This window comes from Arhodomonas sp. KWT (assembly GCF_010993615.1).
The window spans coordinates 1-1,361 of sequence record NZ_WNXE01000451.1 but is presented as its reverse complement, the minus strand read 5'-3'; the positions used below and the strand labels follow the sequence as shown (position 1 = coordinate 1,361).

At 70.2% G+C, this 1,361-nt stretch carries 2 protein-coding genes; both read left to right on the top strand.

Going from position 1 to position 1,361, the window contains the following annotated elements; translation table 11 throughout:
• Positions 1–506, top strand: a 506-nt coding sequence (locus G7A99_RS19840; RefSeq protein WP_163143490.1) for a branched-chain amino acid ABC transporter permease, incomplete at its 5' end; no start/stop codon positions are given.
• The gene (locus G7A99_RS19835) at positions 503–1,246 is read left to right on the top strand and encodes an ABC transporter ATP-binding protein (RefSeq protein ID WP_018719120.1); all 744 of its coding nucleotides are present in this window, start codon (positions 503–505) and stop codon (positions 1,244–1,246) included. The genes G7A99_RS19840 and G7A99_RS19835, both read left to right, overlap by 4 nt.
• The last annotated feature ends 115 nt before the right edge of the window (positions 1,247–1,361 follow it).

The window sequence follows — 1,361 nt, the reverse complement described above, 5'->3', positions numbered from 1 at the left end:
TGCCCTTCGAGTACACGCTGTTCTACGTCGCCCTGGCGACGGCGGCGGTGCTCGGCTGGCTGGTGCACCGCTACCTCAACTCGGCACCGGGCCGGGCCCTGGCGGCGATCAAGACCAACGAGACCCGCCTGGAGTACCTGGGCATCTCGGCGCGGGGCACGCTGCTGGTGGCCTACGTGATCTCGGCGATGCTCGCCGGCGTGGGCGGTACCCTGGCGGCGGTCATGCAGGGCCTGGTGACGCCGGAGTATGCCTACTGGGTGCGCTCCGGGGAGTTCGTGTTCATCGCCATCCTCGGCGGGGCCGGCCACGTGCTGGGCGCGTTCGCCGGGGCGCTGGTCTACGAGGGCGTGCGCATGTACCTCGCCGTGCTCGCCGCGGACATGTGGCAGCTGCTGCTGGGCGTGGTCCTGCTGGTGATCGTGCTGTTCGCCTCCGAGGGGCTCGTCGGCCTGTGGCACCGGATATCCGGCCGGTTCGCGCCGGCGGGGAGGGAGGCATCATGAGCCAGGCACTCATCGAGGCCCGTGACCTGCACATCGAGTTCGGCGGGGTGAAGGCCGCCGACGGCGTGGACCTGTCGGTCCACGAGTCGGACCATCTCGCGATCATCGGCCCCAACGGGGCGGGCAAGACCACGTTCCTCAATATCTGCACCGGCTACCTGCGGCCCAAGTCCGGGACGGTGCGCTTCGACGGCACCGAGATCACCGGGCGCAGCCCGCGCTGGATCACCCGGCGCGGCATCGCCCGGGCGTTCCAGATCCCGCAGCTGTTCCTCGAGCACACGGTGATCGAGAACATGCTCATCGGAGCCGCCGCCCGGGACCGGGTGCGCTCGCTGTGGCGGCCGCTGTCCGCGTCCACAGCCCGCGACGAGATGATGGAGCTGCTCGAGCTCATGGGCGTGGCGGACGTCGCCGCCCAGGTGGTCACCGCGCTGCCGGAGGGCCAGCGCAAGCTCATCGACATCGCCCTGGCGCTGGCGCTCAAGCCGCGGGTGCTGCTGATGGACGAGCCCACCAGCGGGGTGAGCTCCCAGGAGAAGTTCCAGGTGATGGACACCCTGCTGCGGGTGCTCGCCCACCAGCAGGTCACGGCGGTGTTCGTCGAGCACGACATGGAGATGGTGGAGCGCTACGCCGAGCGGGTGGCGGTCTGGGACGCCGGGCGCATCCGTATCGAGGGGACGCCCGCCGAGGTGCTCGCCGACGCCGGCGTGCAACGCGACGTGATTGGGTTGTAGCCATGCTGCGATTTGAAGGCATCAATGCGCGTATCCAGGGGGTGCCCGTCCTGCGCGACGTGGACTTCACCCTCGAGCCCGGGGCGACCGTGGCGCTGATCGGGCGCAACGGCGC

Coding starts and splice junctions, on each gene's coding strand:
- G7A99_RS19835 (WP_018719120.1), top strand. CDS start 503: ATGAGCCAGGCACTCATCGAGGCCCGTGACCTGCACATCGAGTTCGGC.